Annotated in this window: 20 protein-coding genes and 1 tRNA gene; 7 read left to right on the top strand and 14 right to left on the bottom strand. The window is 59.9% G+C overall.

Annotation, left to right across the window (positions count from 1 at the left end):
• Positions 1–128 precede the first annotated feature (128 nt).
• From ASTEX_RS03445 to ASTEX_RS20455, 3 genes are all read right to left on the bottom strand, one after another.
• The gene (locus ASTEX_RS03445; RefSeq protein ID WP_013478215.1) at positions 129–3,587 is read right to left on the bottom strand and encodes a response regulator; all 3,459 of its coding nucleotides are present in this window, start codon (positions 3,585–3,587) and stop codon (positions 129–131) included.
• 29 nt (positions 3,588–3,616) lie between these two features.
• Entirely contained in the window at positions 3,617–3,988 is a 372-nt protein-coding gene (locus ASTEX_RS03450; protein ID WP_013478216.1) for a response regulator, read from the bottom strand.
• A gap of 398 nt (positions 3,989–4,386) precedes the next feature.
• Positions 4,387–4,563: a hypothetical protein gene (locus ASTEX_RS20455; RefSeq protein WP_013478217.1), complete on the bottom strand. Its 177-nt coding sequence runs from the start codon at positions 4,561–4,563 to the stop codon at positions 4,387–4,389.
• A gap of 280 nt (positions 4,564–4,843) precedes the next feature.
• Between ASTEX_RS20455 and argS the strand changes: the two genes are divergently transcribed.
• Complete coding sequence (gene argS, locus ASTEX_RS03455) at positions 4,844–6,883, top strand: arginine--tRNA ligase domain-containing protein (protein WP_013478218.1); 2,040 nt, start codon at positions 4,844–4,846, stop codon at positions 6,881–6,883.
• Positions 6,884–6,936: 53 nt separating this feature from the next.
• On the opposite strand, the gene ahpF is transcribed toward argS, so the two are convergent.
• Entirely contained in the window at positions 6,937–8,526 is a 1,590-nt protein-coding gene (ahpF, locus tag ASTEX_RS03460) for an alkyl hydroperoxide reductase subunit F (RefSeq protein ID WP_013478219.1), read from the bottom strand.
• Positions 8,527–8,714: 188 nt separating this feature from the next.
• A complete protein-coding gene (gene ahpC / locus ASTEX_RS03465; RefSeq protein ID WP_013478220.1) occupies positions 8,715–9,278 on the bottom strand; it encodes an alkyl hydroperoxide reductase subunit C in 564 nt (187 codons plus the stop codon).
• 444 nt (positions 9,279–9,722) lie between these two features.
• Here ahpC and ASTEX_RS03470 point away from each other — a divergent pair, with 444 nt between their 5' ends.
• The 4 genes from ASTEX_RS03470 (at position 9,723) to ASTEX_RS03485 (ending at position 16,175) form a co-directional block, all read left to right on the top strand.
• Positions 9,723–12,830, top strand: coding sequence for a TonB-dependent receptor (locus tag ASTEX_RS03470; RefSeq protein ID WP_013478221.1), 3,108 nt, complete (start codon positions 9,723–9,725; stop codon positions 12,828–12,830).
• 120 nt (positions 12,831–12,950) lie between these two features.
• On the top strand, positions 12,951–13,655 hold the full coding sequence (locus ASTEX_RS03475; protein ID WP_013478222.1) for a SapC family protein: 705 nt from the start codon (positions 12,951–12,953) through the stop codon (positions 13,653–13,655).
• Positions 13,655–14,689, top strand: coding sequence for a cupin-like domain-containing protein (locus ASTEX_RS03480; RefSeq protein WP_013478223.1), 1,035 nt, complete (start codon positions 13,655–13,657; stop codon positions 14,687–14,689). The genes ASTEX_RS03475 and ASTEX_RS03480 overlap by 1 nt, the downstream gene beginning before the upstream one ends.
• Positions 14,690–14,699: 10 nt before the next feature.
• Positions 14,700–16,175: a tryptophan halogenase family protein gene (locus ASTEX_RS03485; RefSeq protein WP_013478224.1), complete on the top strand. Its 1,476-nt coding sequence runs from the start codon at positions 14,700–14,702 to the stop codon at positions 16,173–16,175.
• Between the two features lie 70 nt (positions 16,176–16,245).
• Here ASTEX_RS03485 and ASTEX_RS03490 read toward each other — a convergent pair.
• Positions 16,246–16,321, bottom strand: a tRNA-Ala gene (locus ASTEX_RS03490).
• A gap of 124 nt (positions 16,322–16,445) precedes the next feature.
• On the opposite strand from ASTEX_RS03490, the gene ASTEX_RS03495 reads away from it, so the two are divergent.
• Complete coding sequence (locus ASTEX_RS03495; protein ID WP_013478225.1) at positions 16,446–16,754, top strand: YggT family protein; 309 nt, start codon at positions 16,446–16,448, stop codon at positions 16,752–16,754.
• Positions 16,755–17,024, top strand: coding sequence for a DUF167 domain-containing protein (locus tag ASTEX_RS03500; protein WP_013478226.1), 270 nt, complete (start codon positions 16,755–16,757; stop codon positions 17,022–17,024).
• Between the two features lie 75 nt (positions 17,025–17,099).
• Here ASTEX_RS03500 and leuB read toward each other — a convergent pair whose 3' ends face one another.
• The 8 genes from leuB to ilvC all read right to left on the bottom strand — a co-directional run bounded on the left by leuB (position 17,100) and on the right by ilvC (position 25,985).
• Positions 17,100–18,161, bottom strand: a complete 1,062-nt coding sequence (gene leuB, locus ASTEX_RS03505) for a 3-isopropylmalate dehydrogenase (RefSeq protein WP_013478227.1) — start codon at positions 18,159–18,161, stop codon at positions 17,100–17,102.
• A 2-nt stretch (positions 18,162–18,163) separates the two neighbouring features.
• The gene (gene leuD / locus ASTEX_RS03510) at positions 18,164–18,754 is read right to left on the bottom strand and encodes a 3-isopropylmalate dehydratase small subunit (protein WP_013478228.1); all 591 of its coding nucleotides are present in this window, start codon (positions 18,752–18,754) and stop codon (positions 18,164–18,166) included.
• Positions 18,755–18,804: 50 nt separating this feature from the next.
• Positions 18,805–20,220, bottom strand: coding sequence for a 3-isopropylmalate dehydratase large subunit (gene leuC, locus ASTEX_RS03515; protein WP_013478229.1), 1,416 nt, complete (start codon positions 20,218–20,220; stop codon positions 18,805–18,807).
• Between the two features lie 118 nt (positions 20,221–20,338).
• Complete coding sequence (locus tag ASTEX_RS03520) at positions 20,339–21,265, bottom strand: branched-chain amino acid transaminase (RefSeq protein WP_013478230.1); 927 nt, start codon at positions 21,263–21,265, stop codon at positions 20,339–20,341.
• On the bottom strand, positions 21,249–22,832 hold the full coding sequence (locus ASTEX_RS03525; RefSeq protein WP_013478231.1) for a 2-isopropylmalate synthase: 1,584 nt from the start codon (positions 22,830–22,832) through the stop codon (positions 21,249–21,251). The genes ASTEX_RS03520 and ASTEX_RS03525 overlap by 17 nt, the downstream gene beginning before the upstream one ends.
• A gap of 8 nt (positions 22,833–22,840) precedes the next feature.
• Entirely contained in the window at positions 22,841–23,122 is a 282-nt protein-coding gene (locus tag ASTEX_RS03530) for an ACT domain-containing protein (RefSeq protein WP_013478232.1), read from the bottom strand.
• Positions 23,100–24,788 carry an acetolactate synthase 2 catalytic subunit gene (gene ilvG / locus ASTEX_RS03535; RefSeq protein ID WP_013478233.1) on the bottom strand — a complete coding sequence of 563 codons (1,689 nt, stop codon included), beginning with the start codon at positions 24,786–24,788 and terminating at the stop codon, positions 23,100–23,102. Before ilvG ends, ASTEX_RS03530 begins: the two co-directional genes overlap by 23 nt.
• 195 nt (positions 24,789–24,983) lie before the next feature.
• On the bottom strand, positions 24,984–25,985 hold the full coding sequence (gene ilvC / locus ASTEX_RS03540) for a ketol-acid reductoisomerase (RefSeq protein ID WP_013478234.1): 1,002 nt from the start codon (positions 25,983–25,985) through the stop codon (positions 24,984–24,986).
• Between the last annotated feature and the right edge of the window lie 36 nt (positions 25,986–26,021).

The following is a 26,021-nucleotide window of genomic DNA, read 5'->3' on the forward strand; positions in this document are numbered from 1 at the left end:
TGCATTGATTATAAATTAGGCTGTTGTGGGTGTTTCGCTTTCCCGACTTTCTCCTCCCATGTATGGGGAGGAGAAAAATAGTGGCCTTAAAACTTGCATTGTCACCACTGGCTTGAGCGAAGTCGGAATTACCTGGGCACCCAGACCCGCACCAGCGACACCAGCTTTTCGACATCCAGAGGCTTGGCCATATAGTCATTGGCCCCGGCTTCCAGACAGCGTTCCTGATCGTCCTTCATCGCCTTAGCGGTCAGCATGATGACGGGCAGCTTCTTCCATTCCGGCCGCTTGCGGATTTCGCGCGTGGCGGTCAGGCCGTCCATTTCCGGCATCATGACGTCCATCAGCACCAGGTCGATGGCGGTTTCCGCTGACGCCTGTGCGACCTCCAGCGCGTCAAGCGCTTCGCGGCCATTGCGGGCGATCTGCACTACGGCCCCCAGAGGCTCGAAGATGTTGGTGACGGCATAGACGTTGCGCACATCGTCTTCGACAACCAGAAGACGCCGCCCTTCCAGCATGTTGTCGCGCCCTTTGGCCCGGTGCAGCATCTTTTGCTGTTCCGGCGACAGATCCGATACCATCTGATGCAAAAACAGGGTGACTTCGTCGAGCAGGCGCTCCGGCGACTTGGCCCCCTTGATGATGATGGACTTGGAATAGCGGCGCAGCTTCTGTTCATCCGCCGCCGAGATGTCGCGGCCCGTATAGACAATGACCGGAGGGAAGGCGTAGTCCTGTTCGGTGGATAGCGTTTCCAGTAGCGAATAGCCGCTGGCGTCGGGCAGGCTTAAGTCCAGCACCATGCAGTCATAAGTCTGCGCCTTCAGTTCCGCCAGGCACTCTGCCGCCGTGCCGACGGCTACGGTTTCAACGTCCTGCGTCTTCAACAGCGCCATCACCGAGTCGCGCTGCACAGCATCGTCTTCGACGATGAGTACACGGCGCATCCGCTTTTCGAGACGCGTCTCAAGCTGGGTGAAGGCTTCGACCAGCTCGTCGCGCTTAACGGGTTTCAGCATGTAGCCGATGGCCCCCATCGACAAGGCGGCGTGCATGTAATCATTGGCGGACACGACGTGCACGGGGATATGTCGTGTCTTGGGGTCGCGTTTAAGGCGGTCTAGCACCGACAGGCCGGAATGATCGGGCAGGCCGAGATCAAGCACCACAGCGGAGGGAACGTACTGACGCACCATCAGCATAGCGTCTTCGGCCGTGCTGGCGATCAGGCACTGAAAGCCCAGATCCTGCGCCAGTTCGTAGAGTATACGCGCAAAGGACGGGTCATCCTCGACGGCCAGTAGCAGGCGCTTGTCGCCGCTCAGGCGGTCGCGGTCGTCAGGGACGTGCGTGCGGGGCGGCAGGATGGGGGCCGCCGGTGCCTCAGCAAAGGTTTCGATGATCTGCGGCTCAGGCGCGCTGCGCGGCACTTCGCGCGGCGCCACCTGCTGCGGGTCGTAGATCAGGGGCAGGATAAGGGTAAAGATTGAGCCTTCGTCGGGTTCACTTTTCAGCTCGATATGACCACCCAGCAGGCGCGACAGTTCGCGCGAAATCGAAAGGCCCAGACCCGTCCCGCCGTATTTGCGCGAAATGGTCGAATCTGCCTGCCGGAAGGCTTCGAAAATGCTCTGCTGCTGCTCGGCGGAAATGCCTATGCCGGTATCGCTGACGGCAAAATGCACTTTGTTGTTGGCAGCCGACATGCGCAGCACCACCGATCCGCGTTCAGTGAATTTTAGAGCGTTGGACAAAAGGTTTTTCAGCACCTGCTCCAGACGCTGACGGTCAGAATCGAACAGGTCGGGCAGGGTGTCATGGGCCTCGACGCGGAAGGTCAGGCCCTTTTCGCCGGCCAGAGGCTCAAACATCCGCGTCAGGTCACTGGCCAGGCGGCGGAAGGAGACGGGCTCGGCATTGATATCCATCTGACCAGCTTCGATCTTCGACAGGTCGAGAATATCATTTATCAGAGCCAGGAGGTCGTTGCCTGAAGACTGGATGGTGCGGGCGAATTTCACCTGCTCCTCAGTGAGGTTGCCGTCGCGGTTGTCGGCCAGCAGCTTGGCCAGAATTAGCGACGAATTGAGCGGCGTGCGCAGTTCATGGCTCATATTGGCCAGAAAATCCGACTTGTAACGGCTGGCCTGCTCCAGCTCCTGTGCTTTGAGCGCGATGTCGGCGGCGCTTCGGTTCAGGTCGTCCTTCTGTTGCTCCAATATGCGCGCCTGTTCGGACAGCTGCACATTGGTCTGCTCCAGCTCAGCCTGCTGCTGCTCCAGACGCAGATGCGATTCCTTGAGTGCGCGGCTCTGTTCCTCAAGCTCTTCGTTATTGACCCTTAGCTCCTCGGCCTGGGTCTGAAGCTCCTCGGATTGCCGCTGGGTTTCTTCCAGCAGGTTCTGTTGCGTGGCCCGGTAATTGGCCGAACGCACAGCGACGCTGATGATGTCGGAAGACCGCTCAAGCAAGGTCAGCGTCGCCGGATCAATCTTGGCCATAAAGCCCACTTCAACCACAGCATCCACCTGAGTATCGGTGGCGGCAGGGGCCACGACCACGTGGCGCGGCTGCCATTGTCCCAATGAAGTCCCGACACTCAGCAGCGCATCGGGTAGGTCAGACAGGACGGCAATCTTGCCTTCGGCCGCCACCTGACCCACCACGCCTTCATGGAGTTTGAGTGTCAGGGGCAGCGCCGTCTCGGCGGGCACACCGTGGGTGGCGGCCTGTTTTAATATACCGCCGTCGCGCGCATAGAAGGCTGCACTTTGGGCGCCCAGATAGTCGCACAGGAAGGACAGGGCGCGCTTGCCCACCTCATCGAGCGCCGGATCGCCCGATAAGGCGGCGCCCAGCCCCACCTCGCCATTGGACAGCCAGTTTTGCAGGGCTTGCCTTTCGGTTGATCGTCGCACGATCAGCGCAATGGTCAGGGTCAGAATAACGCCCAGAATGGCAGTCGCCGTGGTGGACAGGATGGCCGTATTGAAGGCTTCGGCGCGCTGGCGGATACCCGCCTGACGCCGCGCGTTTTCCGCGGCTTCGATCTCTTTGATCTCGCGGCGGATTATATCCATATGGTTTTTGCCGAGGTGTCGGCCGACCTCGGCCGCGGCAGCTTCCATCCCCTGTGTGCGGCGGATGTCCATGGTACGTTGCAGTTCCGCCATCTTGAGATTGATGCGTTCTTCAATGGCATCGACTTGTGGCTTCAGTTCCGGTGATTGGGCCAGAAGTGCCGGTAATACACGCTGACGTTCCTTGAGAACAAAGGTGGCGTTCTCATAGGGCACCAGATAGGCCTCGTCCCCGGTGATGATATAACCGCGTTGCCCCGTTTCAGCATCGGTCAGAGTGGCGATCAGCTCACTCAGGCCCAGTATGGTCTTGTGCGTCTCGGTCACCTCTTCGCTGTTTTTCCGCAGCGTGCTGATATTGGTATAAGAGATGAAGCCGCTGATTAGGAAAAAGGCAGCGACGAAGATCAGAGACAGCAGCGCGCCCAGACTGCTGCCGGCGGCATGGCTTTTTCCCGGAAACAAAAAGGCCTTCAAAGCGTTAAGCGGAGCAGTCGTTGTCATTCAGGCGGCCTTGGGGTAATCGTGGACAATCAGACGCGCATGTCCGCCGCAATGGCGTTCAGCACGGATTCGAGGGTCTGAAGGTCGACCGGCTTGGTCAAGTGGTGGACAAAGCCGGCTTCTGCTGACTGTTCGCGGTGCTCACGCTCGTCCCAGCCGGTCTGCGCCACGAAGACGGCATTGGCGTGGGCGGGCTTTTGGCGCATTTGGCGGCACAGATCATAGCCGCTCATGCCCGGCAGGCCGATATCCATCATCACTACGTCGGGGTCATAGGCTTCACCCTCGGTCAGCGCCGCCTGCGGCGTCAAGCTGATGCGATAGTCATAGCCCAGCATCTCGATGATCCAGCCCGTGGTCTGGGCCAGAGCTTCGTTATCCTCGACGATCAAAATCTTCATATGTGTCTCTGAGGCTTACGGGGAGCATCGTCTGAGGTCCGCCCGAACGCCGGGCGGCCTGTGCCAAAGTGTGCAGGGTACGCTGAAAACGACCGACGCTGACTGCGTCGTCCGGGAAAAACAATAGGGCCTTTTTTATGGCAAAGCAACCGAAAGGCGTTGTTTTTTGAAATATAGAAATTATTCCAGTGGGAAAAAACACTTTAGATTTGAACTTATGGATTATTTATATTCCAAATATAGATTATTATTAGAATAAACATAAAAAATATCGAAACATCATTATTGTTTCGTGGCGAAAAGGGGTCGAGAATATCAACTAATAGAAAATATTTATATTATTTCGGGCGTTTTCTGACATTTTATATTTCAATTTTTTAGAAACCCTTTTTACGCGCTTAATATGTGCTGGGCGGATCGGACGCCGGAAAGGTGTCTTCGACCATGGTATCCACCTGATCTTCGCCCAGATTATCGCGCACGGCGCGGTCTTCACGCTGACAGTGTTTCAATGAGCGTGTCGGGTGCAGGAAACCGTCACAGAAAGCCCTGACGATGCGAATGGTTTGGATCATGGGTTACCTCCATTGAAGCCCGACCCTAACCGCGCAAAGGTAAGGAGGAGAGAGGCAAGGGTGGGCGTCACACAAAGAGGCTGTAAGGGTGATCCTTGATATTGGGGCGCGTTTGCCATAGATGCAGGCCTTTATGCCAAGGGTCATTGAAAATGAGTCTTGGTATGCCATTCGAGAATGTCTCATGTCGCTGATACATATGAGACATTCTCGTATCTTCAACGCCCGGATGCGGTCAGCATCTTCGGACGTTCGCAGTATCAAGTACAAGGGATACCCCATGAACGCGCTTGCTGAGGTCAATTCGTCACGCCTGTCGGAGGTCAACGCCTTTGTCGCGCGTTACCGTCGTGAGCGCGCGGCCGCGGCTTCGGTGGCTTTTGACACCTATCCCCTGCCGCAACTGGAAAAGCGTATTTCTGACGCCCTGTCAGCGAAGGTGGGGTATGAACTCGATATCAAGTTCGACCTTATCGATCGCGCCAAGATGGGCGGCGATATTGCTCTGCGTTTTCCGCAACTTCTGAAAGACGGCGGGCCGAAGGGCTTTATGGCCAACCACCTGCCGTGGATTGTAGATATCCTCAACGGATCGTGTTTTGCCGACGCCATTGCGAAGCTCGAAACCAAGGGTATGTATATCAACCTGACCCTGTCCGATGGCTGGATGCTCAACGGGGCGCAGGCGGTGACCGAGATCGGCGCGCGTTTCGGCGATTCCGACGCGCTTATGGGGCGCTCGGCGGTGGTCGATTACTCCTCACCCAATGTCGCCAAGACGCTCCACGCTGGGCATATCCGTTCGACCATCGTCGGGCATGTGTTGTCGAACCTGTGGGAGCGGTCTGGAGCCGATACATTCCGCGTCAACCACATTAATGATTTTGGTGGCTTCGGCTTCATGCTGGAAGGCTATCGTCGGTTTGGCACTCTCTTCCCGGCGGATTTCGTCGATAATGATAAGCTGCTGGAAATCTACAAGATCCGTCGCTCGGTCGAACGTATCCTCGAAAGCGGTAAGGCGTCCGATGAATGGGACGCTGAAGACGCCGCCATCGCCGCAAGATATTTCCACAGTGCGACAAGTCTAGAACTGTTGAAATCGTCTTTTGCTGAGTATGTGGCGGCGTCGGATGCCCGATTCCGCGCGCTGGAGCAGGGCGATGCCGAAGAGGTGGCCCTGTGGATCGACATGGTCAAATGGAGTCTTCAGTCGTTCGAAGGCTTTTATGACGCGCTGAACATCCATTTCGACCTCGTTCTCGGCGAGAGCTTTTACTATCAGGCGGGCGACGCTGTGGTCCAAGCGGCGCTGGCCTCTGGCAAGGCTGTGGTGTTCACTGTGGCCGATGCCGAAGCCGCCATCGCCATCGAAGAGGCGCGTTTTGCCTCCGGTGAGATTGGCGAAATCGAACGCGACACTCTGATCAGGTCGATCCGCAAGGACATTGGCGCGGCGGTCGTCCTGCTCGATAGTAACGAGCGCTTTGTGGTGCGCCGTGCGGACGGACAGAGTATTTATTCGACGCGCGATATGGGCGCGATCCAACTGCGCTCGCAGATGTTCGACCCGACCGATGTCTTTTACGTCGTGGGTCAGGAGCAGCAGGTGCACTTCAACCGCCTGTTTCGCTCGGCCTATGCGACAGGGATTGCCGATGCCGCGAAGACCGCGTTTCAGCACGTCTATTTCGGCTTCTACGTTGATGCTAAAACGGGCAAGAAGCTGTCGTCGCGTCAGTCGGTGTCGAACGTCATCGGCCTGTTGTCGGCGGCGCAGGTCTATTTCCGCAACCGCCTGTCCGACCGGGTGGATTCTGATGAGGCCGAACTGAGCCGCGCGGCGCAGGAACTGGCCATCGGTTCTATCGTGTTTAATGACCTAAAGCAGGACCTGAAAGGCGCGGTGGAAATCGACGCCTCGGACATGGATGCCACCATCGCCGGGTTCGAGCGCTCAGGCGGGGCCTATGTCGTTTATGCGGCGTGTCGGGCACGCAGTATTTTGCGCAAAAACGACGGCGGCACGGCGAATATAGACGGGGTGAGCTATGAGATCGATGCACAAGAAGCCGACCTGCTTCTGAAGGTGCAGCAGATCCCGCAAAAGGTGGTGGCGGCGGCCAAAGCCGCCAATCCATCGGTGCTGGTGCGTCATCTGATGGACGTCGCGGCGATCTATAATTCCTACTACACCCGCGTGCCGGTGATCAGCGATGGGGTGGCCAACCCGGCGCGCCTGATGATCACGCAAGCTGTGCAGGTCGCCCTGACCCGCGCCCTTTCGATCTGCCATATCGAGTGTCCTGAGGCGATCTGATAAAAAAGCCGCCGAAGGAGACCTCGGCGGCTTTTCTTGAGAACCCGTCTGACTCAGGCGGCAATGACGTCCGCTGGGGCCGTGCTTCGGATTAGGTGATCAAAGGCTGACAGGGAGGCCTTGGAGCCTTCGCCCATAGCGATGATGATCTGTTTGTACGGCACGGTGGTGCAGTCGCCCGCTGCGAAAACGCCCGGCAGTGAGGTCTCCCCCTTGGCATTCACCTCGACCTCGCCGTGCTTCGACAGGGCAAGTGTGCCTTTCAGCCATTCGGTGTTGGGCACCAGACCAATCTGCACAAAGATGCCTTCCAGTTCGATGTCGTGCGCTACGTCGTGCAGGCGGTCCTTATACCTCAGACCCGTTACCTTGCTGCCGTCGCCCGTGACCTCGGTCGTCTGGGCATTGGTCAGCACCTTGACGTTCGGCAGGCTATAGAGCTTGCGTTGCAGGACCGCGTCGGCGCGCAGTTCGGCCGCGAACTCCAGCAGGGTTACTTCGGCGACGATGCCGGCCAGATCAATGGCCGCCTCGACGCCTGAATTGCCGCCACCTATGACGGCCACGCGCTTGCCCTTGAACAACGGGCCGTCGCAATGTGGGCAGTACGCCACGCCCTTGTTTTTGTACTCGGTTTCACCGGGCACGTTCATATTGCGCCAGCGGGCACCGGTCGAAAGGATGACGGTGCGCGACTTTACCGAAGCGCCGCTTTGCAGCTTCACCTCGATCAGGCCGCCGGGCGTGGCCGCCGGTATCAGTTGTGTCGCAGTCTGGAGATTCATGATATCGACCTCATAGTCCTTGACATGCTGCTCCAGCGCGGTGGCGAGCTTCGGGCCTTCGGTGTGGGGCACAGAGATGAAGTTCTCGATATCCATGGTGTCGAGCACCTGACCGCCAAAGCGCTCGGCCACGACACCGGTGCGGATGCCTTTGCGCGCGGCGTAGATGGCGGCCGAGGCGCCGGCGGGGCCGCCGCCGACGACCAGGACGTCGAATTCCGACTTGGCGCTGATCTTTTCGGCTTCACGCGATTGCGCCCCGGTGTCGAGCTTAGCCAGAATTTGCTCCAGCCCCATTCGGCCCTGACCAAAGGGCTGACCGTTCAGCAGAATGGTCGGCACAGCCATGACCTGACGCTTTTCGACCTCGTCCTTAAAGAGTGCGCCGTCGATGGCGACGTGCTTTATCTTCGGGTTCAGGACGCTCATCAGGCTCAGCGCCTGCACCACGTCGGGGCAGTTCTGGCACGATAACGAGAAATAGGTTTCAAAGTGCAGTTCGCCTTCGATATCGAGCGCCTTGACCTGCTCAATTACCTCGGCTTCGACTTTGGGCGGGTGGCCGCCGACCCACAGGAGCGCCAGCACGAGAGAGGTGAACTCATGGCCCATGGGCAGGCCGGCAAAGGTCACGGCGACCTCAGGGCTGCCGCTGCGAACGATATCGAAGGAAGGCACGCGTTCGCCTCCGGACGAGACGGTCAGGGTTACCTTGGTTGAGGCGGCCACTATGTCTTCAAGCAGATCGACCAACTCGCGAGACTTTGGCTGATCATCGGTGTGGGCCACCAGTTCGATCGGTGTGCGCAGGTTTTCGAGATAGGCCTTCAGTTGGGCCTTCATGCCGTCGTCAAGCATGGCGTACTCCGTATATTGTCGTGAAAATCATTGTCTATATGCGGGCTCCGCAGAGCCTGGATATGGAGAATAATGCTGGCAAAGCCAGCTCACTTGGAATGCGAAAAGTCTCGAACGGTGGCCCTTGAGAGACTTTCCTTCAAACTGTAGGGGAAATGAGGGGAGGCGGGCCTCCCCTCATGACCAGACTAGATCTTCCCAACAAGGTCCAGCGACGGAGCCAGGGTCTTTTCACCCTCTTCCCACTTGGCCGGGCACACTTCGCCGGGGTGCGAAGCGACGTACTGAGCGGCCTTCACCTTGCGGAACAGCTCGGTGGCGTTGCGGCCCACGCCTTCCGAGGTGATTTCCATGAACTGGATGATGCCTTCGGGATCGACGAGGAAGGTGGCGCGGTCGGCCAAGCCGACGCCCGGACGCATCACGTCGAAATTGTTAGTGATGGTGCCCGACTGGTCACCGACCATGTAGTAGTTGATCTTGCCGATGGCGGGCGAGGTGTCATGCCAGGCCTTGTGCGAGAAGTGCGTGTCGGTCGATACCGAATAGACTTCGACGTTCAGCTTTTGCAGGTCCGGATAAATGCCGGCCAGGTCCTCCAGCTCGGTCGGGCAGACAAAGGTAAAGTCGGCCGGGTAGAAGAAGAAGATCGACCACTTGCCCTTGGTGTCGGCATCCGAAATATCGACGAACTTGCCTTCCTTGTACGCGGTGGCTTTGAAGGGCTTGATCGGGGTATTGATGAGGGCCATTGGGGAAATCCTTTCATGAAATGGACGATGCTGTATTCCCCATTTTGGTTCAGAAAACAAATCTATAATTTTTATACTTTGGATAAATTTAACTTATTGGCGGCTATGATCCCGGTGTCACGCCCGACATCCATGTGGCCCTTTTGTCGCAATAAGGCCATTAGCTTGTCATCACTGTAAAAATCTGTAAAAGATCGGTAGCGTGGACAGCGCTGTCATGTTAGCGCTATCCAACAATAAGCGACTCAAGTCGCAAACAGGGAAGAACGTGTAGGGCTTCAAACCTTGCCGATAACTGAGCCCGTACTCCTGCCCTCGGCGGAGTCGTGCCGCTATGTGTCCTTAGTACCGTGTTTCGTCCGGATGAGGGAAGCCCGACGGCGAATTCGCGCACTCAAAGAGCGTTTTTATTAGTAAAAAAGATCCAACTTCTGGGAGGAAATCATGACTTCACCGACTAACGGTGTGTCTTCGCGTGGCGCTCGCCGCGTAATCCGTAACATGGTCCTGTGCAGCGCGTCGGGTATGGCGATGCTGGCGGGTGCCGCCTACGCGCAGGACGCTGCGCCCGCGTCGGGCGACAATGTCGAAACCGTGATCATCACGGGTGTGCGCGGCTCGCTGCAACGCTCAATGAACATCAAGCGCAACGCGACCGGCGTTGTGGATGCCATCACGTCGGAAGACATCGGTAAGTATCCGGATACCAACCTTGCCGAATCGGTTCAGCGCATTCCGGGTGTGTCGATTGACCGCACCAACGGCGAGGGTTCGACCGTGACTGTGCGCGGCTTTGGTCCGGGCTTCAACCTCGTCACCCTGAACGGCCGCGTGATGCCTTCGGCGCAGATCGGTGCCGTGGGTACGGGCAACATCACCGCAGGCGGTGGTTCGCGTAACTTCGACTTCTCCAGCATCGCTTCGGATGGCGTGTCGGGCTTTGAAGTCTATAAGACCGGTAAGGCCAATATCGCTTCGGGCGGCATCGGCGCTACGCTGAATATCAAGACCCTGCGCCCGATCGGCAAGGCCGGCTCGGCGGGTTCTATTTCGGCCAAGGCGGTGCACGGTGAAAACCTGATCGACGGCAAGGACTGGACCCCGGAAATCGCCGGTACCTACAAGTGGACGAACGATGACAACACCTTCGGTGTGGCCCTGTTCGGTCAGTTCGCCGAAAAGGATGTCGCGACCCGTCAGGCGACCCAGAACAGCTGGAACCTTGATCCGCGCGACCAATTCTACAGCGCCTCTAGCGGCCGTCTGCGCTACGCCTCGAATCAGACCACGCTGCTGACCCAGATCACCAATGCGCCGCCGGCTGGTTCGCTGGTTGCCTATCCGAACGACAGCCGCTACGCCCTGTCTGAAACGCACAACGAGCGCACTAACCTCGTGGCCACGGCGCAATGGCGCCCAGCAGAAAACTGGCTGTTCACGGCGGATGCGGTTTACGTCAAGAACGAAGCCACTGAAAAGCGCGCTGAACAGACCAACTGGTTCAACCGTCCGTTCGATCAGATCGTCTTCGAAAAGGGCGCTTCGGGCATCTATAACGCTGTCTTCCTGCAGGAAAACCTGTCGGGCGTGAAGGACATCGGCTTCGAACAGCAACTCGTCGGCCTTAAGAGCACCCTGAAGTCGCTGGGCTTTAATGCCAAGTGGGACATCAATGACAAGATGAGCCTGACCTTCGACGCGCACTCGTCGGAAGGCGAGGTTCTGCCGAACAACCCCGATGGTTCGACGGCTGTCGCTATCTCGATCGGTGCGCCGGTCGTGGCATCGCACTCGGTGGACTTCCGCGGGGAGATCCCGGTTCAGAAGTACACCATCAATGATGCGCTGCGCGGCAACAACAATGGCCGTCTCGATGCAGGCGATCTGGGGTCTCAGGTCGGCCGTACCTGGACTAACAGCCAGACCAATAAGATCGACGAATTCAAGGTCGATTTCGCCTACGACTTCGACGGCGAAAGCCGCTTCGACGGTGGTATCGACCTGCTGAAGTCGAAAATGACGACGACGACGGGTTCGACCTATCAGGCACTGGGTGACTGGGGTATCTCGCGTCCGGGTGATGTGGCGCAATACGCGCCGGGTCTGGTTACGACCTATGATCTGGGCGGCCTGTTCCAGGACTTCACGCCTGGTCAGTCGAACGTCGCCTTCCGTGGCAATGCGCTCGACATCTACCGTGGGCTGGCCAAGGGCTATAACCAGTCGCTGCCGACCACTTCTTTGACGGCCAACACCATCGAAGAAGACATCAAGGCGATCTATGGCCAGTTGACCCTGAAGGGTGACTTCCTCGGTAAGCCCGTCGGCGTCGTCGCCGGTCTGCGCTATGAAAAGACCAATGTGACGGCCTCGGCCCTGCAAAGCGTTCCGACCGCCATCCGCTGGACCGCTGACAACGACTTTGCGGTCGATTTCGGCACCGGCGTGGCCACGCTTAGCAGCCAAGCCGATTATGACAACTGGCTGCCGAACCTCGACATCTCGTGGAATGTGCGTGATGACGTGACGCTGCGCGCTTCGTACTCGAAGACGATCGCGCGTGCGGCCTATGGCAACATGTATGCCACGACGACGGTCAACACGCCGCCGCGTCCGACCGCCAACGGGACCAACCCAACGGCTTCTTCGGGCAACCCGGCCCTGCTGCCGCTCGAATCGTCGAACATCGACTTCTCGGCGGAATGGTACTATGGCCCGGCCAACTACGTGTCGCTTGGCTTCTACAACAAGGACGTGGCCAACTTCATCGGCACCGGCCGCGTGACTCAGAACCTGTTCAGCCTGCGTGACCCGACCGCCGCTACGGCAGGCTCACGCTCCGGTACGGCCAAGACCGCACTGGGTGAACTGGGTCAATCGGCGACCGACGTCAACCTGTTCACCATGACCGCTCTGGTCATCAAGAACAACGGTAACACGACGGCGGCTAAGAACGAGTACACGGCCAATTCGACCAACGGTAACCTCAATCAGGCCTTCGTGGATCAAATCCTCGCCGCCTATGATATTACCGCTAACTCGGCCGATCCGCTGTTCAACTTCGACACCTCGATCCCGGTCAACAACAAGACCGCGAACATCCATGGTTTCGAAGCGGCCTTCCAGCACTTCTTCGGTAGCACCGGTTGGGGTGTGTCGGGCAGCTTGACGACGGTTGATGGCGACATCGGCTTCGACAACTCGGCCGCACCGGGCACGCTTCAGTTCCCGCTGCTGGGTCTGTCGGATACCTACAACGTTACCCTGATCTACGATAAGGGTCCGCTGTCGGGTCGTCTGGCCTACAACTGGCGTGACAAGTATATCGCCAACACCAATGTCGGCTCTCAGGGTGACCCGCAGTACTTCGAAGCCTTTGGGGTTTTGGATGCTTCGGTCAACTACACGGTGACGTCGAACATTCAGGTCACATTCGAAGCTCTGAATCTGACCAAGGAGCACATCCGTCAGTATGGACGTGATACCTCCAACCTCTACTTCGCTCAGGAACTGGATACCCGTTATCAGATCGGTGTCCGCTACAAGTTCTAATGCTGTTGTAAAGTGTAAACGGGAAGGGCCGCGGGCAACCGCGGCCCTTCCTGCCTTCTGCCCGTCTTGTCGTTTGAGACAGGTGGGATAAGTTCTCTATATTCGTTGCGAGAGTGTTTCATGCCTAACGCCGTCCTCCTTGATAATGTTCAGCATCACGACCTTAGGGTCATCGGCGGTCACGGCCCGGCATTTGGCGACGCTGTAAATGAAATCCCCGTCTTTGCCCCCGAGTTTGCCGAGCTTCAGCGCGACTATCCGCTCTATTTCCGCCAGACGGAAAACGGCGGCTTTCAGACCTATGCTCTGCTGGGCCTAGATAAGGACGAAAACCTGTTTCTGGTGGACGATCAGTGGCAGGCGCGCCACGTCCCGGCCATGAGCAACCGGGGGCCGTTCCTGATTGGGATGAACGACGATCAACCCATGCTCATGGTCGATCTCGATCATCCGCGCCTGAGCCGCAGTGAGGGTGAGCCGGTTTTCCTGCCGCACGGAGGCAACGCGCCCGCTCTGGAGCGGCACATGCGCGCGCTGCGCACCATCCATCAGGGCGTGGAACTCAATGCGCCTATGTTTGCGGCGTTTCAGGCCGAGGGTCTGATCGCGCCCGTCGAAATCGCCATCCGCCTCGATGACACCATCGAATACAAGATCCCGGACCTGTTCTCGATCAGTCAGGAGGCCCTGTCGCAACTCAGCGGGGAGGGGCTGGAGCGCTTGAACCGTGCCGGTTTCCTGGCGCTGGCGTTTCAGGTTGCGGGCTCGATGGGCAACATGACCCGTATCATTGAACTGAAGAACCGCAAGCGGGTCGCGCTCTGATGGCTGAGATTGACCGCCGTACCGAGGTCGTGACCGGCATTGCGCCGGACGCCATTCCGTTTGATGAGCTGATGGCCTCACAAAAGCCCGTCATCCTTAAAGGCGTGGCGCGTGACTGGCCTTTGGTGCGCGACGGCTTGCACAGCGCCGCCGCGGCGATGGAGCATCTGCGCCGCTTCTATCAGGGGCGGCCAGTGACCGCCTATACGGGCGCGCCGGAGATTGGCGGACGCTTCTTCTACCGCGACGATTTGGCCGGGTTGAATTTCACCGCCGCGCGCACTGACCTCAGCGCGTTTCTCGAGGAGGTCGCGGCGCATCTCGACGACCCCGCACCGCCGTCCTTCTATATCGGTTCGACCGATCTGGGGCTGTACCTGCCGGGCCTGCGTGAGGCGGGCAATGATCTGAGCCTTACCCATCCCATGTTTGTGGACAATCCGCCTTTGGCCAGTATCTGGATCGGCAACCGCACCACGGCGACCTGCCATTTCGACATGTCGCACAATATCGCCGTCTGCGTGGCCGGCCAGCGGCGCTTTACCCTCTTTCCGCCGGATCAGGTCGCAAACCTCTATCCCGGCCCGCTGGAGCCGACACCGGGCGGGCAGGTGGTCAGTCTGGTTGATTTCCGGGCCCCCGACTATGAGCGCTTCCCGCGCTTCCGCGACGCCGAAGCCGCGGGTCAGGTGGCCGATATGGAACCGGGCGATGTCCTCTTCTACCCGGCTTTGTGGTGGCACCATGTTGAGGCTTTTGCACCGTTCAACATTCTAGTGAACTATTGGTGGAACACCTCACCGGCCTTTATGGACACGCCTATGAACACCCTGCTGCACGGTCTGTTGAGCTTGCGCGATCGGCCCCAGACGGAAAAGGACGCCTGGAAGGCGCTGTTCGACTATTACATCTTTGGCCCGGCCGAGCAGGCGGGCGCGCACATCCCCGAGGCGGCGCGCGGCGCGCTGGGGACGCTGAACGACATGACAGCCAGACGCCTGCGGGCACAACTGCTGCAAAAACTGAATCGCTGAGGGAAGAGACATGCAACCGGTCAAAAAGGTAGTTATTGCCGGCGGTGGCACCGCCGGATGGTGCGCGGCGGCGGCCCTGTCGAAGCTGCTGGGGACGCTGATCGACATCACCCTGATCGAGTCGGAAGAGATCGGCATTGTCGGGGTGGGCGAAGCAACCATCCCCACGGCGCGCACCTTCCATCACTTTCTGGGCATAGATGAACGCGCCTTTCTTAAGGCGACCAATGCCACCTATAAGCTGGGCATCGCCTTTGAAAACTGGGCGCGCGACGGCGACCGCTATATCCACTCCTTCGGTGAGATCGGCAAATCCAACTGGATGGCCCCGTTCCACCACGTGTGGATGGCGGCGCGTGACAAAGGGTTCGGCGGCGATCTGGGCGACTATTGTTTTGAGCTGCGGGCAGCGGAAGAGGGCAAGTTCTTCACTTCGGACACGGCGCGCATCAACTATGCCTATCATTTCGACGCCGTGCTTTACGGCCGGTTCTTAAGGCAGCTCAGCGAATCATGCGGGGCTAAGCGCATCGAAGGTCGCATCCGTCAGGTGCGTCAGGACGCTGACACCGGCTTTATCACGGCGCTGGAACTGGAGTCCGGTGAGGTCATCGACGGCGACCTGTTTATCGACTGCACGGGCTTCAAGGGGCTTCTGATCGAAGAGACGCTGAAGACCGGTTTTGAGGACTGGAGCCACTGGCTGCCCACCGATCGGGCGCTGGCTGTACAGACCGCGCCGTCCGGGCGGCTCGATCCCTATACGCGCGCCATTGCGCACGGCGAAGGCTGGCGCTGGCGCATCCCGCTACAGAACCGCGTGGGCAACGGGCTGGTCTATGCCAGTGGGCACCTGACCGATGAGGCGGCGCGCGAACGCCTGTTGTCGCTGGTCGATGGGGAGCCCCTGACCGAGCCGAGACTGATCCGGTATCGCACCGGGCGGCGCAGGAAGATCTGGAACAAGAACTGCCTGACGGTCGGCCTGTCGAGCGGCTTTATCGAACCGTTGGAATCGACCAGCATCCATCTGTTTCAGATCGCCGTGACGCGCCTGATCCAGATGTTCCCCTTCGGCGGCATCACCGAGGCGGTGAGCGACCACTACAATGAGATTGCGCGGCGTGAAATCGAGAAGGTGCGTGACTTCGTCATTCTGCACTACAAGCTGACCCAGCGCGACGACACGGGCTTCTGGCGCGAACGGCGCGAGATGAGCGTGCCCGACAGCCTGACCGAGCGGCTTGAGATGTTCCGTGAACACGGCCACGCCTGGCAGGCGGCCGATGACCTGTTCCGCGTCGATTCGTGGGTGCAGGTGCTGCTGGGCCAAAGGCTTGAGCCCCAATCGCACCACGCCATCGGCCAACTGATGAGTGAAGCGCAACTGCGTCAGGCGCTGGACGGCCTGAAGACGAATATCGCCCGCACAGTTGAAGCCATGCCGACGCACGAGGCCTTCCTCAAAAGCTATCTGGCGGCGTGAGTTTGTGAGGAGGCGGATAAACCAACGCCCGCCGGCGATAAGCGCGGCGGGCGTGAGGTCGAGCAAGAAATGGTGGAGCTAAGCGGATTCGAACCGCTGGCCTCCTCATTGCGAACGAGGCGCTCTACCAACTGAGCTATAGCCCCATTCCTTGTGGAAGGCGTCTTTTAATCGAACGCCGGAGACTGTCAAGTCGGGTTTGACTTGTTATAGCTGTCGGCACCGCTATATTCACAAAAAGCCGGACATGCCGGGTGCCAAGGGTTTTCCATGATCGATTTCGTCTTTTTCGTCCTCAACGGTATTTTGTCTTTCGCGGTGTGGGTCATCATCATCAGCGCGATCCTGAGCTGGCTGGTGGCGTTTAACGTCATCAATACGCGCAATCCCGGCGTGTACCGCATCCTCGATATGCTGGATCGCCTGACCTATCCGATCCTTGAGCCCTTCCGCCGTGTCATTCCCAATCTGGGCGGTATCGACATCAGTCCGATCATCGCCATCCTGATCATTCAGGGGATGCAGCGCTATCTGCTGCCCATGGCGCGCGGTGGCCTCTATGGCCTGACGGGTATGTGATTGGCCCGGCTGGTCGTGCGCCTGACGCCCAAGGCCGCAGCGGATCGCGTCGATGGCTGGGACATGGATGAGCAGGGGCGGCCCTACCTCAAGGTTCGTGTCACCGCGCCGCCAATAGAGGGGCGCGCGAATGAGGCGCTAATCGCCTTTCTCGCCAAGCGACTGAAGTTGCCTAAATCGCGCTTGTCGCTGCTGGCCGGAGATTCGTCACGCCTCAAACAGATCGAGGTTGAAGGATTTGACGAGGCGGCGTTGAAAGCGGCCTTTTAGTCCTGTCTCCCGAAAAACAAAGAACCCCGCCGGAGCGCTCCGGCGGGGTTTTGTCATTGCAAATTTGCGTGGCGCTTACGCCGCGACCTTGGCCGCATGGATTTGCGCTACGATCGCCTTGGTGACTTCCGAACCGGCCAGCGTGCCGCCCAGATCGCGGGTCAGTTGCCCGGCCTTGATTACCGCTTCGATGGCGGCGTCCAGCGCGTCGGCTTCGGCGCTCAGATTGAGCGAGAAGCGCAGCATCATGGCCACGGACTTCAGCGTGCCGATGGGGTTGGCAAGGTCCTTGCCCGCAATGTCCGGGGCGGAGCCGTGGATGGGCTCATAGAGGCCTTTACCGGAGCCCAGCGAGGCCGAACCCAGCAAACCAATCGAGCCCGGCAGCACCGAGGCGAGGTCGGACAAGATGTCGCCGAACATGTTTTCGGTGACAATCACGTCAAACGACTTCGGACGTGTGACCAAGTGCATGGCCATCGAATCGACCAGAGCGTGCTCCAGCTCAACATCCGAATATTCCGCCTTATGCAGCTTGATAACCGTTTCGCGCCAAAGACGCGAGGTCTCGATGACATTGGCCTTATCTACCGAGGTGACCTTGTTGCGGCGCTTGCGGGCGGCTTCAAAAGCCACGCGGGCGACGCGCTCGATCTCTTCGACCGTGTAGACGCATTCATCGACGGCGCGGTCATCGGTCCGGGTCTGCTTGCCGAAATAGAGGCCGCCGGTCAGTTCGCGAACGATCAGCATGTCGGCCCCCGACACGATCTCTTCTTTCAACGGCGAACGGAAAGCCTGCGAGGCCGGGACGTCCATCGGGCGCAGATTGGCGAACAGGCCCATCGACTTACGCACGGCCAGAAGGCCCTGTTCCGGGCGCTTGGGTTGCAGGTCCCACTTCGGGCCACCGACGGCCCCGAGCAGCACCGCATCGGCGGCCAGACAGGCGGCGTCGGTATCGGCGGGGTAGGGGTCGTTGCGCTCATCAATAGCGATGCCGCCGATCAGCTTTTCTTCGAAGTTGAAGGTGTGGCCATAGACCTCACCGATGGCCTTCAGCGCGGAGACGCCCGCGGCGGCGACTTCGGGACCGATGCCGTCACCCGGCAGCACGACGATGTTGAAATTTGGCATTATCAAGCGGCCTTTCCGTTGGTTTGCTCGTAGGCTTCGATTTCCGGCAGGCGCTTCAACAGCCAGCCCATGGCATCGACGCCTTCCAGCAGGCATTGGCGCGCGAAGGCTTCAACCTGGAAGGTGACAGTGGTGCCGTCTTCCAGAGTCAAGGTGCAGGATTCGAGGTCGATGGTGACGCGCTGCTGCGGGTTTTGCGTCAGCTTGTCGTGAATTTCGGGCGACACCACGACCGGCAGTAGGCCGTTTTTCAGGCTGTTCGACTTGAAGATGTCGGCGATCTCGGTGGAGATGACCGCCTTGAAGCCATAATCCATCAGCGCCCATGGGGCGTGTTCGCGCGACGAGCCGCAGCCGAGATTGTTACCGGCGACCAACACGCGGTGCTCGGTCGGGTCGATCTCATTGAGGATGTGCGGCTTGTTCGAGCCGTCGGCATTGTAGCGCCAGTCGTTGAACGCGACCTTGCCCAGACCCGCCTTTGTGGTCGTGGTCAGGAAGCGCGCGGGGATGATCTGATCGGTGTCGATATTAGCTTCCGGCAGGACGACGATGCGTGAGGAGAAGCTGTTGACGGGTTCTTGGTTAGACATTGGGTTCTCTTTTTTCCCGTCCTCCCCGCTGTGCAGGGGGAGGCGAAAAGTTAGGCGCTTTCAAGCTGCATGAATTGGCGGGGATCGGCCACATGACCGGCGATGGCCGAGGCCGCGGCGGTCGCCGGCGAGGCCAGAACCGTGCGCGAACCGGGTCCCTGGCGGCCTTCGAAATTGCGGTTCGAGGTCGAAACGGCCAGTTGCCCCGGCAACACGAAGTCGCCGTTCATGGCAATGCACATCGAGCAGCCCGGCAGACGCCATTCGGCACCGGCTTCGAGAAAGATCTGGTGCAGACCTTCTTTTTCGGCTTCGACGCGCACCCATTCCGAACCCGGCACGATGAGGGCGCGTACGCCCGGCGCGACCTTGCGGCCCTTCATGATGGCAGCGGCGGCGCGCAGATCGGCCATGCGGCCATTGGTGCACGAACCGATAAATACCACATCGACCTTTTCCACCTCGCGGGCCTCGCCGCCGGTGAAGCCCATATACTTCAGAGCGCGTTCTTCGTCTTCGTTGGCGGCCACGGGCACGCCCTTGACGATCGGCGCACCCTGATCGGGCGAGGTGCCCCAAGTCGCCATGGGTTCGATGGCCGAACCGTCGATGGTGATTTCCTTGTCGAAGACTGCGCCGTCGTCGGACTTCAGCGTCAGCCACTGGGTGGCGGCTTCGTCAAAGGCCGCGCCTTGCGGCACGTATTCGCGGCCGCGCAGCCATTCGACCGTTTTCTGGTCAGGGGCGATCATGCCGCAGCGCGCGCCAGCTTCGATCGACAGGTTACAGACCGTCATGCGGCCTTCCATGTCGAGCGCTTCGATGACCGGACCGGCATATTCGAGGGCATAGCCCGTGCCGCCGGAAAAGCCCAGCGTGTTGATGACGGTGAGCGCCACGTCCTTACCCGTCACGCCCGGTTGCAGCGCGCCGGTGATGTTGATGCGCATAGTCTTTGGCTTACGTTGGGCGAGGCACTGGGTGGCCAGAACATGGCCAACTTCCGAGGTACCTATGCCAAAGGCGATGCAGCCGAAAGCGCCATGGGTCGAGGTGTGCGAGTCGCCGCAAACGACCGTGAAGCCCGGCTGGGTGAGGCCCATTTCCGGCCCTATGACGTGGACGACGCCACGGTTTTCGGCGTCGTAACCGAACAGGCGAAGACCGTTTTTTGCGGCATTGGCCTCAAGCGTTTCGACCTGCTTCTTGGCCTGCGCCGTCACGTAGGGTCGGTTGCCATCGGCGTCCGGGGCCAGCGTCGGGATCGAGTGATCGAGGGTGGCAAAGGTGCGGTCGGGACGACGTACCTTTAGGCCGCGCGCATCCAGTTCGGAAAACGCCTGAGGGCTGGTCACCTCATGAACCAGATGCAGGTCGATGTAGAGGACGGCGGGCTTGTCCGCGCCTTCTTCCTCAACGATGTGGCGTTCCCACACCTTCTCGAACAATGATTTGGGTTTTGACATGATGGTCGTCCGTGCACTTCATAAAAGAGCCTCCCCTGATCTCAGGGGAGGGGTGCCGCGCGGCCAAAAAACCGCGCGGTGGTTGGAATGGCACCATCGGGGTCACCCCCGTGGCGGTTTAATTCACGTAATCGAGCCAGCCCCACTTATCTTCGGTCTGGCCGTTGAACAGGCCGTGGAAACGCGCCTGCAGCAGCTTGGTGATCGGGCCGGGGCCGTTTTCACGGGTCGGAATGTCGTCGATCGTGCGGATCGGCGTGATTTCCGCCGCCGTACCAGTCATGAACACTTCGTCGGCGAGGTAGAGCATTTCGCGCGGCAGGTCTTGCTCGATGATCTCGATGCCCTCTTCGCGGGCCAGAGTTAGCACAGTGTTGCGCGTGATACCGCCCAGGATAGAGGCCGAGACCGGCGGGGTGTAGATCTTGCCGCCCATCATCAGGAACAGGTTCTCACCTGCCCCTTCCGAAAGACGCCCATCGACGCCGAGGCCCAGACCTTCGACATAGCCCTTCGAGCGCGCTTCGCGGCCGATCAGGTAGGACGACAGATAGTTGCCGCCGGCCTTGGCCATGACGGGGATGGTGTTCGGCGCGGCTCGGTTCCACGAGGAGACGATGACGTCGACGCCCTTGGTCAGGCCTTCGTCGCCCAGATAAGCCCCCCACGGGAAAGCGGCGATGGCGACATCGACGCGAACGTTTTCCGGCTTCGGCGTCACGCCCATACCGCATTCGCCCAGGAAGGCGATTGGGCGCAGATAGGCCGACTTCAGGCCGTTGACGCGCAGGGTTTCCTTACAGGCGTCGTTGATCTGTTGCAGCGTGTAGGGCACCGGCATGTGATAGATGCGGGCCGAATCGAGCAGGCGCTGGGTGTGTTCGGTGAGGCGGAAGACTGCCGGGCCCTTCGGCGTGTCGTAGGCGCGCACGCCCTCAAACACCGAGGTGCCATAGTGCAGGGCGTGGGTCATGACGTGGACCTTGGTGTCCTCCCACGCCTTGAGTTCACCGTTGAACCAGATTTTTTCAGCGAGCGGTTTCATGTTGTTTCTCAGAATTCAGGTTTGAGGCATGAGTCTTCCGGTCGTGCAGGAAGACGTATTTTTCAAAAGCGTCGCACATGGCGCGAAGCCCGGCCCATACAGGGTCGGGGCCGCGACCACGGCCCCGGTATGCCTCACCCTTAATCTGTAAACTGATTTCTGCAAAGGCCCCCCCGTCGAAGGTGAACCCCGACTGGATGATTTCGCAGTCATTGACGCGCGCCTCGATCTGATAGGCGTCCACCAGAGCGCGGAACCCGGCCTCAAAGGCATTAAGCCCCGTGGCCGTCACCTTCAACGGTTCGCCGTTGTCGCGGAACAGGTCGAGCGTGATGGTGACGAAGTCCTTGGTGACTTCGCTCGACACCTTGAACAGGCGCGCATCATCCTTGTCGGCGTTGTCGCGCGTGAGCAGCGACATCAGCTCAAACTCGTCGATTTCACCGATCTCATCAGCCCGACGCTTAAAGGCGGCGAACAGGTCGCCCAGCGACAGTTCGTCGAGGTCAAAGCCCAGTGCCGCCGCCTGCTTGGCGATAGCGTGGCGGCCCGAATGCTTGCCCAGAACCAGATTCGACTTTTCCGCCCCGACGTCTTCCGGGCGCATGATCTCATAGGTGCGCGCATCGGTCAGCATACCGTGCTGATGGATGCCTGATTCGTGGGCGAAGGCATTGCGGCCGACGACTGCCTTGTTGCGCATGACGATGGTGCCGGTGGCTCGCGACAGGAGGTGGCTCGCCTTGCTTAACAGCGGCGTGTTGATGCCGGTGTGGAGCTTAAACAGCTCAGGCCGCGTGCGCAGTGCCATGACGACCTCTTCCAGCGCTGCATTGCCTGCACGCTCACCGATGCCGTTGATGGTCACCTCGATCTGACGTGCGCCGGCTTCGAGCGCGGCCAGTGTGTTGGCGACGCCCAGCCCCAGATCGTCATGATTGTGCGCCGAAAGTATAACCTGCGGATGGTCCTTCAGGGCGGCCTTCAGGTCACTGAAAATCTGGTAGATTTCTTTCGGCGTGGTGTAGCCGACCGTATCCGGAATATTCAGCGTGCGCGCCCCGGCCTCGGCTGCAGCGATACAGACCTCATGCAGGAAGTCCTGCTCGGTGCGGATAGCGTCTTCAGGCGAGAACTCGACCTCGTCAAAAATGGTCGAGGCGTAGCTTACGGCCTTATGGGCAATTTCAACCACTTGCTCGCGCGTCTTCTTCAGCTTGGCCGCGCGGTGGATGGGCGAGGTGGCGAGGAAGATGTGGCAGCGCTTGCGCTTGGCGGGCAACAGCGCGCGGGCGGCGGCGTCGATGTCGGATTCCAGCGCGCGCGACAGTGAACAGAAGGTCGGGCCGACCACTTCGCGGGCAATAGTTCGGATGGCTTCCTCATCGCCGGGCGATGAGGCGGCAAAACCGGCTTCGATGACGTCCACGCCCAGATCCTTGAGCGTATGGGCCAGCATCAGCTTATCCTTGACGCCTAACGAAAAGCCGGGGGCTTGTTCGCCGTCACGCAGGGTGGTGTCAAAGACGATGACGCGGTTGGGGTCGTTGGGGACGATGGCATTCATGATGGAACTCAGGCGCTCAGTTTTTCGGCGTTAGGGCGGACAGTTTGCGCCCGATCCGGCGCCTGCTCAAGCCGCTTGATGCCATAGAGGCGGTCGATTTGCAGCCCCAGAATGTCGACATTGCGGCCCGCATCGCGCGGACGCACGGTGACGCTTAGGCCGCGCGTGTCGGGACCCAGATCGTACAGGTCGATCTCATCAATGTGGAAGCCTCGACGCTCGATCAGACCCAGCACTCTCAGGAGCGTGCCTTCCAGACGGTCGATCTCAATATGAATCGATTGGCTCATCCCAGCGCTCCTCCATCATTTCCGCGTTCGACGCGCCCGGCGGCACCAGCGGCCAGACATTTTCGCGCGGGTCGATCAACACATGCAACAAGGTCGGGGCGTCGGCGGCCAGAAGCCGGTCGATGGCACCTTCGACCTCATGGCGCTGAGTGATGCGGAACGCACTCAGGCCAAACGCCTTCGCGACCTCGACAAAGTCCGGATTGTCGGACAGGTCGATTTCGCTGTAATTTTCTTCGTAAAACAGTTCCTGCCACTGACGCACCAGCCCCAGCGACGAATTGTCGAGCAGGACGATCTTCAGGTTGATGCCGTAACGACGCAGCGTCGCCATCTCCTGAATATTCATCATGAAGCTGCCGTCGCCGGAGACGGTAACGACGTGGTGGTCGGGCAGGCCCAGTTTGGCCCCCATGCCGGCGGGCAGGCCATAGCCCATCGCGCCAGACCCACCGGAGGTCAGGTGGGCGCGGTTCTGCTCGAACTCGCAATGCTGCGCCACCCACATCTGATGCTGACCCACGTCGCAGGCAACAATGAATTTCTTCCCCGCCTTTTCCGACAGCGACTTGAGCAAGGCCGGGGCATACACCCCTTTGCCCGGCGCGTCATATTTGAAGCGGTGCTGCCACTTGTTGGCTTTGTTGAGCTTCACCCAGTCTGAAATGTCGGGCATGCTCGGGCGCAGAGCAGGCAGGGCCAGTTTCAGGTCACCCAGAATGGCCACATCGGCGCGGCGATTCTTGTGAAACTCGGCCGGGTCGATGTCGAAATGGATGACCCTGGCATGCGGGGCGAAGGCCGACAGCTTGCCCGTGGCGCGGTCGTCGAAACGCGCCCCCACGGCGATCAGCAGGTCGGTTTCCTGCACGGCCATGTTCCCGGCGCGGGTGCCGTGCATCCCCAGCATCCCCAGATGCAGGTCGTGATAGGTTGAGACCGTCCCCAGTCCTTTCAGGGTAGAAACGAACGGTATGCCAGTGCGCTCGACAAAGTCGCGCATTTCGGCATCGGCATCGGCCATGTGCACGCCACCGCCGATGTAGAGCAACGGCTTTTTGGCCTGTTCGATCAGAGTCTTGGCCGCCTCAATGGCGTCGGCCTTCGGCGCGGCGGGCGTCCAGGCGGGCAGTTCACCCATTTCGGAGGCTTCGACAAAGCTGGCGGCGACGTCCTTCGGGATATCGACCAGCACCGGGCCGGGGCGGCCTTCCTTGGCGATGGCAAAGGCGCGGGCGAGGATGGCCGGAATTTGTGCGGCGTCGCGCACCAGCCACGAGTGTTTGACGACCGGCAGGGTCAGGCCCAGAAAGTCCACTTCCTGAAAGCCATCGGTGCCCATCAGGTGCGTGGCGACCTGACCGGTGATAAAGACGACGGGGACCGAGTCCATATAGGCGTTGGCGATGCCGGTGATCAGATTGGTCGCGCCGGGACCGGAGGTGGCCATGCACACGCCGACGCGGCCTGTGGCGCGGGCATAGGAATCAGCGGCGAACGACGCCCCCTGTTCGTGGCGCACCAGAATGTGACGCAGGCCCGACCCGGCCAGCGCGTCATAGATCGGCATGATGGCACCGCCCGGATAACCGAACAGCACGTCTACGCCCAGCGCCTTCAGCGTTGAGATGACGAGTTGCGCGCCGGTCGGTTTATTGGTGGGCATTGTAAATTACTCGGTGTTGGGGTGCGGATTGACCGCTTGGTCTTGTTTGGTAGCGAGAAATCCCCCTCCGTCAGCCCTTCGGGCTGTCGCCTCCCCACCACTTACGCGCTGGGGAGGAAGACGTTTGCGCTCTCTCCTCCCTGCGAAGTGGGGAGGTGTCGCTCCGCAACAGCGGCGTGACGGAGGGGTACTTTTTTAGCCGTTACCCTTTTGGTTCAGCCACGACATGCGCGAACGCAGGTCACGACCGACGGTTTCGATGGGATGCTCAAGGTCCTGACGCATCAGGGCGTTGTAGCGCGGACGACCGGCCATGTTTTCGAGGATCCAGTCGCGCGCGAAGTCACCCGACTGGATGTCGTTGAGCACTTCTTCCATGCGCTCACGGGTTTCTTCGTTGATGATGCGCGGACCCGACACGAGGTCGCCGTACTTGCAGGTTTCCGACACGAAGGAGTGCATCTTTTCGAGGCCGCCTTCATACAGCAGATCGACGATCAGCTTCAGTTCGTGCAGCACTTCGAAATAGGCGATTTCCGGACGGTAACCGGCATTGGTCAGCGTCTCAAAACCCATCAGAATCAGTTCCGACGTACCGCCGCACAGAACGGCCTGTTCGCCGAACAGGTCGGTTTCGGTTTCCTCGCGGAACGAGGTTTCGATCACGCCGCCGACGGTGCCACCGATGCCGCGGGCATAGCCCAGCGCCTTGCGCGCCGCCTGACCGGTGACGTCACGATCCACGGCGAACAGCGATGGCACGCCGCGGCCGCGTTGATATTCACGACGCACGAGGTCACCCGGACCCTTCGGGGCGACGAGGATGACGTCGAGGTCTTCACGGGCGGTAACGCGGCCATAGAGAACCGAGAAGCCATGGGCGAACAGGAGCGCCGCACCCTTGGGGGCATAGGGCTCGATGTCGTTCTTGTAGATGTCGGCGTGCGACATGTCCGGCGTCAGAAGCGCGATGATGGTGGCGTCCTTCACGGCGTCTTTGATTTCCGCCGTGGCGAGACCGTCGGCCGTCGCCTTGGTGTGACCCGCACCGCCAGCGCGCACGCCGACGATCACGTCCGCGCCTGACTCTTTCAGGTTCTGGGCGTGGGCGCGGCCTTGCGACCCGTAGCCGATAATGGCGATGCGTTCGCCCTTCAGGCTGTCCGGCGAAACGTCGTCATTGGTATAGATTTTCACTTGGGAGGCTCCATTGAGTGCCGGCTTTGCCGGTCG

The organism is Asticcacaulis excentricus CB 48, assembly GCF_000175215.2.
GTDB classification, from domain to species: Bacteria; Pseudomonadota; Alphaproteobacteria; order Caulobacterales; family Caulobacteraceae; genus Asticcacaulis; species Asticcacaulis excentricus.

What these genes read in the sequence shown, in the direction of transcription:
- ASTEX_RS03445 (WP_013478215.1), bottom strand. Translation starts at nt 3,587, where the DNA reads ATGACAACGACTGCTCCGCTTAACGCTTTGAAGGCCTTTTTGTTTCCG.
- ASTEX_RS03450 (WP_013478216.1), bottom strand. Translation starts at nt 3,988, where the DNA reads ATGAAGATTTTGATCGTCGAGGATAACGAAGCTCTGGCCCAGACCACG.
- ASTEX_RS20455 (WP_013478217.1), bottom strand. Translation starts at nt 4,563, where the DNA reads ATGATCCAAACCATTCGCATCGTCAGGGCTTTCTGTGACGGTTTCCTG.
- argS (WP_013478218.1), top strand. Translation starts at nt 4,844, where the DNA reads ATGAACGCGCTTGCTGAGGTCAATTCGTCACGCCTGTCGGAGGTCAAC.
- ahpF (WP_013478219.1), bottom strand. Translation starts at nt 8,526, where the DNA reads ATGCTTGACGACGGCATGAAGGCCCAACTGAAGGCCTATCTCGAAAAC.
- ahpC (WP_013478220.1), bottom strand. Translation starts at nt 9,278, where the DNA reads ATGGCCCTCATCAATACCCCGATCAAGCCCTTCAAAGCCACCGCGTAC.
- ASTEX_RS03470 (WP_013478221.1), top strand. Translation starts at nt 9,723, where the DNA reads ATGACTTCACCGACTAACGGTGTGTCTTCGCGTGGCGCTCGCCGCGTA.
- ASTEX_RS03475 (WP_013478222.1), top strand. Translation starts at nt 12,951, where the DNA reads ATGCCTAACGCCGTCCTCCTTGATAATGTTCAGCATCACGACCTTAGG.
- ASTEX_RS03480 (WP_013478223.1), top strand. Translation starts at nt 13,655, where the DNA reads ATGGCTGAGATTGACCGCCGTACCGAGGTCGTGACCGGCATTGCGCCG.
- ASTEX_RS03485 (WP_013478224.1), top strand. Translation starts at nt 14,700, where the DNA reads ATGCAACCGGTCAAAAAGGTAGTTATTGCCGGCGGTGGCACCGCCGGA.
- ASTEX_RS03495 (WP_013478225.1), top strand. Translation starts at nt 16,446, where the DNA reads ATGATCGATTTCGTCTTTTTCGTCCTCAACGGTATTTTGTCTTTCGCG.
- leuB (WP_013478227.1), bottom strand. Translation starts at nt 18,161, where the DNA reads ATGCCAAATTTCAACATCGTCGTGCTGCCGGGTGACGGCATCGGTCCC.
- leuD (WP_013478228.1), bottom strand. Translation starts at nt 18,754, where the DNA reads ATGTCTAACCAAGAACCCGTCAACAGCTTCTCCTCACGCATCGTCGTC.
- leuC (WP_013478229.1), bottom strand. Translation starts at nt 20,220, where the DNA reads ATGTCAAAACCCAAATCATTGTTCGAGAAGGTGTGGGAACGCCACATC.
- ASTEX_RS03520 (WP_013478230.1), bottom strand. Translation starts at nt 21,265, where the DNA reads ATGAAACCGCTCGCTGAAAAAATCTGGTTCAACGGTGAACTCAAGGCG.
- ASTEX_RS03525 (WP_013478231.1), bottom strand. Translation starts at nt 22,832, where the DNA reads ATGAATGCCATCGTCCCCAACGACCCCAACCGCGTCATCGTCTTTGAC.
- ASTEX_RS03530 (WP_013478232.1), bottom strand. Translation starts at nt 23,122, where the DNA reads ATGAGCCAATCGATTCATATTGAGATCGACCGTCTGGAAGGCACGCTC.
- ilvG (WP_013478233.1), bottom strand. Translation starts at nt 24,788, where the DNA reads ATGCCCACCAATAAACCGACCGGCGCGCAACTCGTCATCTCAACGCTG.